The organism is Burkholderia sp. HAN2018, assembly GCF_024704855.1.
GTDB classification, from domain to species: domain Bacteria; phylum Pseudomonadota; class Gammaproteobacteria; order Burkholderiales; family Burkholderiaceae; genus Burkholderia; species Burkholderia cepacia.
In genome coordinates this window covers 59,758-66,171 of the sequence record NZ_QOBB01000015.1, presented here as the reverse complement: position 1 = coordinate 66,171, position 6,414 = coordinate 59,758, and the positions used below count along the sequence as shown (strand labels likewise).

The following is a 6,414-nucleotide window of genomic DNA, read 5'->3' as shown; positions in this document are numbered from 1 at the left end:
CGCGGCCGATGCGGCGAACGCAGCCAACGCAGCCCGTGTCGCGCGCATTGAAGCCACCGCCGCGCGTCTTGCCGCGGCCGGCCCGGCTACACCGACCCAGCCGACGCACCGGCTCCCGGCGGCCGCCCACGCGCAGGTCGCCCGCTCGGAATCCGGGTCCACCGATCGTTGATGCCATCCAAGGGGACACTCATGAAATCCGCCTACTTCGTATTCGTGCGCCGTGCGGCGCTCGCCGCACCGCTCGCCTTCGCGCTTGCCGGCTGCATGTCGTCGACCCCGGTGTGGGACACCCGCTTCGGCGAATCGGTCCGCGCCGTGACGCAGGCCCAGATCATCGACCCGCATGCCGCCGAACACGCGGCCGCGACGACGGTGGTCGACGGCGGCGCGGCAGCGTCGGCGCTCGACAACTACGAAAAGTCGTTCAAGCAGGTCGATCCGCCCGCCAATGCGTTCGTGATCGGCATCGGCAAGGCCACCCAGTAACGACGGCACGCTCAGGGAGAACGCCATGAACAGCGCAGCCCGCTATCCGAAAGTCATGCGTCGCAGCCTGCATCGCCAGCGCGGTGCCGTCGCGATCATCGTCGGTCTCGCACTGGCGGTGATGATCGGGTTTGTCGGTCTCGCGCTGGATCTCGGCAAGCTGTACGTCACGCGCAGCGAACTGCAGAACAGCGCCGATGCATGCGCGCTGTCGGCTGCGCGTGACCTGACTTCAGCCATCAGCCTGTCGGTGGCCGAGGCGGACGGTATCGCCGCCGGCCACCTGAATTTCGTGTTTTTCCAGAACAAGTCGGTGCAGATGTCGACGAACGCGAACGTGACGTTCAGCGATTCGCTGTCCAACCCGTTCCTGACGAAGAGCGCGGTCACGACGCCGGCTAACGTCAAGTACGTGCAGTGCACCGCGACGCTGAGCAACATCGCGCACTGGTTCATCGAGGTGCTGAACGTGCTGCCCGGCACGAAGCTCGCGAACGCGGCGGAGGTGTCGGCCAGCGCGATCGCGACTGTCGGCGGCGGGCAGACGACCTGCGCGATTCCGGTGTTCGTGTGCCGCGCGGCGGGCGCACCTGCGTACAAGGTCGGCGACTGGATCACGTCGCCGTCCGGGTCGTCGTCGACCTACGGCCCCGGCAGCTTCGGCTGGGCCGCGCTCGACGGCTCGACGAACGAAACCACCTTGGCCGGCGAGCTGTCGGGCAACACCTGCAACATCACGAGCCCGCCGGACCTCAGCACCACGGGCCTGAAGTCCGCGTCGCTGCGTGCCTGGAATACGCGCTTCGGCATCTATACGAACGGCGCGAACGGGTCGAGCGGCCAGCCCGACTTCACCGGCTACGCGTACGTCGGCCCTAACTACGGGCCGCCCGGAACGGCCGGCATCAAGGGCGACGCGTACACGCAGTTCGTCGCCGACCGCGCGAGCTTCAAGCCCTACCAGGGCGACGGCGCGCCGCCGTCAGGCAGCGGGATTTCGACCAACGGCACCGCGACGGCGAGCAATTACCAGACCTTCGGCGGCGACCGCCGTGTCGCGCTCGCGCCGGAGGGCGACTGCTCGACGCTGAACGGCAATAGCGGCAAGGTGCACGTCACGCAATGGGATTGCGTGCTGATGCTCGATCCACTTCCGTTCAGCGCCGGCAGCGGCGCCGTCGTGGCGCACCTCGAATACCTCGGCTCGTCGGTCTCCGGCAACAACCCGTGCGCGACGCACGGCTTGCCCGGCAGCGGCAGCGCGTCCGGGACCCAGGTTCCGATGCTCGTTCAATAGCGGAGAGATGATCATGAAGAAGCCGCCGTTTCGCCGTTCGCGCACCCGTGGCGTCGCCGCCGTCGAGTTCGCGCTCGTGCTGGTACCGATGATCATGCTCGCGACCGGCGTGGCCGAGTTCGGCCGCGCGATCTACCAGTACGAGACGCTGACCAAGGCGACGCGCAATGCGGCGCGCTACCTGTCGGTCTGGCTGCCGACCGACAGCGCGTACCCGGTGTCGCAGGCGCAGTGCCTCGTCGTCTACGGCAGCACGACGTGCGGCTCGTCGGGCACCGAGCTGGTGCCTGGGCTCACGACGTCGATGGTGACGATCTGCGACGCGCAGCGCACGACCGGCTGCAGCGACACGTCCGATCCGTCGCAGTTCGCGAACCTGCCGACCTACGACTCGAACAACAACACGGCAAGCGGGACGGCGACGGGCGCGATCAACGTCGTCGAAGTGAAGATCACGGGCTACAAATACCAGCCGATTCCCGCATACCCGTGGCTGCCGTCGATCACCTTCAACAACATCGTCACCGTGATGAGGCAAGTGTCATGAACGCACGCCATGCCCCCCAGTCACGCCGCCGCGCCCAGCGCGGCTCGACGATCGTCGAGTTCGCGCTGATCGCGTCGGTCCTGATCATGCTGCTGATCGGCATCTTCGAATTCGGCCGCGTGCTGTTCTACTGGAACACCGCGAGCGAAGCCGTGCGTCTCGGCGCGCGCACGGCGGTGGTGTGCGACGTGAACGCCGCCGGCGTCGCGAAGCGCGTGAGGGCGCTGCTGCCGCTGCTGTCGAACGCGAACGTGTCGGTGAACTACTCGCCGGCGAGCTGCGACGTGAATTCGTGCGCGTTCGTGACCGTCAGCGTCACGAACGTCACGGTCAAGACGATGATCCCGTTCGTGAATGTCTCGGTCAGGATGCCGGCTTTCGCGACGACGCTGCCGCGCGAAAGCCTGACTTCCGCGACCGGCGGCCCAAACTGCAATTGATCGAACAGGCGAGGCACACGACATGATCAACATCCTCGTAGCTTCCGACGATACCGCGCGACTCACGCAGATCGCGCGCCTCGTGGCCGACTGCGGACGTTATCGCGCCACGCGCGCGACCGGTCGCCCGTCGCAGATCGAACATCGCACCGACGGGCTCGACGCGTTCGACATCCTGCTGGTCGACGGCACGTCGCTCGAGCCGTCCGAACTGTCGGCGATCGAGCGCATCTGCCGCGCGCACGCGGGCCTGACCTGCATTCTCGTGACGGCGGACACGTCGCAGCACATGCTGCTCGACGCGATGCGCGCGGGCGCGCGGGACGTGCTGCAGTGGCCGCTCGATCCACAGGCGCTCGGCAATGCGCTCGAGCGCGCGGCCGCGCAAAGCACGCGGCGCGACACCGACGATACGCGGATCGTGTCGTTCATGTCGTGCAAGGGCGGGGCCGGCACGAGCTTCGCGGCCAGCAACATCGCATTCGAGATCGCGGAAGGCTTCAAGCGCCGCGTGCTGCTGATCGACCTGAACCAGCAGTTCGCCGATGCGGCGTTCCTCGTCAGCGACGAAACCCCGCCGTCGACGCTGCCGCAACTGTGCACGCAGATCGAGCGGCTCGACAGCGCATTCCTCGACGCGAGCGTCGCGCACGTGACGGAGAACTTCCACGTGCTCGCGGGCGCAGGCGACCCGGTCAAGGCCGCCGAGATGCGCGAGGACGCGCTCGAATGGATCCTGGGTGTTGCCGCGCCGCGCTACGACTTCGTGATCTTCGACGTCGGTGTCTGCATCAATCCGCTGTCGATGGTCGCGCTGGATCGCAGCGACCAGATCCAGCTGGTGCTGCAGCCTGCGATGCCGCACGTGCGCGCGGGCCGCCGGCTGCTGGAGATCCTCGTGTCGCTCGGCTACTCGACCGACCAGTTGCGTCTGATCGTGAACCGCGCGACGCGCGCGAGCGACCGTACCCGCACCGCGCTCGAGGAAGTGCTCGGCCTGCAGGCGGCCTGCACGATCCCCGACGATGCGGACACCGTGCTCGAAGCGATCAACCAGGGCCATCCGGTGTCGCGGCTCGCGCGCGGCACGGCGGTCGTGCGCGCGTTGCAAGGCTGCGCGAAGCAACTCGTCGACGGGGAGGTGCGCGCGGGGCACTCCACCACGCACAGCGAACCGCTGATGTCCCGGCTTTTCGGCCGCAGGGCCACGCCGAAGCTCAAGTCCATGTAAATCTTTCGGGGAACCATCATGTCATTGCGCGAACAGATGTCGTTGCACCGGGCCCAGCCGCACGCGGCGGGCAGCGAACCGGCCGGCCCGGCGCATTCGTCGGTGCGCGACGCATACCAGAAGCTGCGCCGCGAAATCCACCTGGCCGTGCTCGAACGCGTCGAGCTCGAGCGCCTGTCTCGGATGCAGCAAGAGTCGGTCCGCATGGAGATCGGCGCCCTGATCGCGCGCATCCTCGACGAGGAGCGGCTGCCCGCGAACGACATCGAGCGGCGGCAGCTCGCGATCGACGTGTACGACGAGATGTTCGGCTTCGGCCCGCTCGAAGCGCTGCTGCGCGACCCCGGCATTTCCGACATCCTCGTGAACACGTACCGGCAGGTCTATGTCGAGCGCGCCGGCCAGCTCGAACTGACCGACGTGACGTTCTACGACGATGCGCACCTGATGAAGGTGATCGAGAAGATCGTGTCGCGCGTCGGGCGCCGCATCGACGAATCGAGCCCGATGGTCGATGCACGCCTGCCGGACGGCTCGCGCGTGAACGCGATCATCCCGCCGTCCGCGATCGACGGGCCGCTGATGTCGATCCGGCGCTTCGCGGTCAACCCGCTGAAGATGGACGACCTCGTGCGCTACCACAGCCTGACGCCGCCGATGGCCGAACTGCTCGATGCGCTGTCGCGCGCGAAGGTGAACGTGCTGGTGTCGGGCGGCACCGGCAGCGGCAAGACGACGCTGCTCAACATCCTGTCCGGCTACATTCCGCGCAACGAGCGGATCGTGACGATCGAGGACGCCGCCGAGCTGCAACTGCAGCAGCCGCATGTGCTGCGGCTCGAAACGCGCCCGCCGAACATCGAGGGCAAGGGCGAGATCACGCAGCGCACGCTGGTGCGCAACGCGCTGCGGATGCGCCCCGACCGGATCATCCTCGGCGAAGTGCGCGGCGCCGAAGCGCTCGACATGCTCAACGCGATGAACACCGGCCACGAAGGCTCGCTCGCGACGATCCACGCGAACACACCGCGCGACGCGCTGACGCGGCTCGAGAACATGATCAGCGTCTCCGGCCTGACGCTGCCGCCGAAGACGATGCGCCAGCAGATCGCATCGGCGATCTCGGTGGTCGTGCAGGCGGCGCGGCTGACGGACGGCAAGCGCAAGATCGTCAGCATCCAGGAGCTGACCGGGATGGAAGGCGACATCATCAACATGCAGGAGATCTTCACGTTCAAGCGCTCGGGTGTGGATCGCGACGGCTCGGTACGCGGCCACTTCTGCGCGACCGGCGTGCGGCCGAAGTTCGTCGAGCGGCTGCAGGCATTCGGCATCAACCTGCCGGATTCGCTGTACGACCCGTCTCAGCGGTACGAGACGAACTGACGACAGGGCGCTGTTCGCTGCCGGGGAGGCTTCATGAACACGATCTTTTACGGTTTTGTGATTCTCACCTTCGTCGCGGTGGTGCTCGCGATCGAAGGGGGCTATCAATGGTGGAACGCGCGGCACGGCTCCGCCGCGCGCCGGATCGAATCGCGCATCCGCTCGATGTCGGCAGGCGGCAACGTTCAGCAGGAACGGCTGTCGATCCTGAAGAAGCGAATGCTCGACGAATCGAAGCCGTTCGACCGGTTGCTGCTGCGGGTGCCGCGCGTGCACCGGCTCGATCTCGTGATCCAGCAATCGGGGCTCGACTGGACGCTGCCGAAGCTGATCATGCTGAGCACGGTGTTCACGGCGTTCGCGTGGCTCGTACTGAGCTTCGCGACGCTGCCGCAACTCGCGGTGCTGCCGCTCGCACTGTTCGCCGGATGCGCGCCGATCATGTACGTGCTGCGCTGCCGCGGGCGCCGGATGCGCAAGCTCGAGCGGCAGTTGCCGGACATCTGCGACATGATCGCGCGCGCGTTGAGGTCCGGTCACTCGTTCACGAGCACGCTCGGGATGGTCGGCGACGAGTTTCCCGACCCGATGGGCGGCGAGTTCCGGGTCACCTTCGACGAGGTCAACTACGGCGTGCCGCTGCACGACGCGCTGATGAACCTCGCCACGCGCGTGCCGGTACAGGACCTGCGTTACTTCGTGATCGCGGTGCTGATCCAGCGCGAGACGGGCGGCAACCTGGCCGAGCTGCTCGACAGCATCGCCGCGCTGATCCGGGAGCGCTTCAAGCTGTTCGACAAGGTGCGCGTGCTGTCCGCGGAAGGGCGGCTGTCGGCATGGATTCTCGGGCTGCTGCCGTTCGGCACAGCCGCGGTGATGGCCGTGCTGAACCGAGAATTCCTGTCGGTGCTCTGGGAAGATCCGGCCGGGATCAGGATGGTCGGCACGATGCTGGTGTCGATGTTGTTCGGCCTGTTCTGGATCCGCCGCATTGTCCGCATTCGCGTCTGACGCGCGAATCGTA

General features: G+C 67.0%; 7 protein-coding genes. All 7 read left to right on the top strand.

Annotation, left to right across the window (positions count from 1 at the left end):
* Positions 1-192 precede the first annotated feature (192 nt).
* Genes DPV74_RS05855 through DPV74_RS05825 form a run of 7 tightly spaced genes read left to right on the top strand, consistent with a single transcriptional unit; the run spans position 193 to position 6,401 of the window.
* Positions 193-489: a hypothetical protein gene (locus tag DPV74_RS05855; protein WP_059648656.1), complete on the top strand. Its 297-nt coding sequence runs from the start codon at positions 193-195 to the stop codon at positions 487-489.
* A gap of 25 nt (positions 490-514) precedes the next feature.
* Entirely contained in the window at positions 515-1,786 is a 1,272-nt protein-coding gene (locus DPV74_RS05850) for a pilus assembly protein TadG-related protein (RefSeq protein ID WP_060084646.1), read from the top strand.
* A gap of 13 nt (positions 1,787-1,799) precedes the next feature.
* Positions 1,800-2,333 (top strand): TadE/TadG family type IV pilus assembly protein, encoded by a 534-nt coding sequence (locus DPV74_RS05845; protein WP_059688284.1) that lies wholly within the window; start codon positions 1,800-1,802, stop codon positions 2,331-2,333.
* On the top strand, positions 2,330-2,773 hold the full coding sequence (locus tag DPV74_RS05840) for a TadE/TadG family type IV pilus assembly protein (RefSeq protein ID WP_059688219.1): 444 nt from the start codon (positions 2,330-2,332) through the stop codon (positions 2,771-2,773). The genes DPV74_RS05845 and DPV74_RS05840 overlap by 4 nt, the downstream gene beginning before the upstream one ends.
* A 22-nt stretch (positions 2,774-2,795) precedes the next feature.
* Positions 2,796-4,004: an AAA family ATPase gene (locus tag DPV74_RS05835; protein ID WP_060084647.1), complete on the top strand. Its 1,209-nt coding sequence runs from the start codon at positions 2,796-2,798 to the stop codon at positions 4,002-4,004.
* A gap of 18 nt (positions 4,005-4,022) precedes the next feature.
* Positions 4,023-5,390, top strand: coding sequence for a CpaF family protein (locus DPV74_RS05830; RefSeq protein WP_060084648.1), 1,368 nt, complete (start codon positions 4,023-4,025; stop codon positions 5,388-5,390).
* A 33-nt stretch (positions 5,391-5,423) separates the two neighbouring features.
* Positions 5,424-6,401 carry a type II secretion system F family protein gene (locus DPV74_RS05825; RefSeq protein WP_060084649.1) on the top strand — a complete coding sequence of 326 codons (978 nt, stop codon included), beginning with the start codon at positions 5,424-5,426 and terminating at the stop codon, positions 6,399-6,401.
* Positions 6,402-6,414: the final 13 nt, after the last annotated feature.

Coding starts and splice junctions, on each gene's coding strand:
- DPV74_RS05855 (WP_059648656.1), top strand. CDS start 193: ATGAAATCCGCCTACTTCGTATTCGTGCGCCGTGCGGCGCTCGCCGCA.
- DPV74_RS05850 (WP_060084646.1), top strand. CDS start 515: ATGAACAGCGCAGCCCGCTATCCGAAAGTCATGCGTCGCAGCCTGCAT.
- DPV74_RS05845 (WP_059688284.1), top strand. CDS start 1,800: ATGAAGAAGCCGCCGTTTCGCCGTTCGCGCACCCGTGGCGTCGCCGCC.
- DPV74_RS05840 (WP_059688219.1), top strand. CDS start 2,330: ATGAACGCACGCCATGCCCCCCAGTCACGCCGCCGCGCCCAGCGCGGC.
- DPV74_RS05835 (WP_060084647.1), top strand. CDS start 2,796: ATGATCAACATCCTCGTAGCTTCCGACGATACCGCGCGACTCACGCAG.
- DPV74_RS05830 (WP_060084648.1), top strand. CDS start 4,023: ATGTCATTGCGCGAACAGATGTCGTTGCACCGGGCCCAGCCGCACGCG.
- DPV74_RS05825 (WP_060084649.1), top strand. CDS start 5,424: ATGAACACGATCTTTTACGGTTTTGTGATTCTCACCTTCGTCGCGGTG.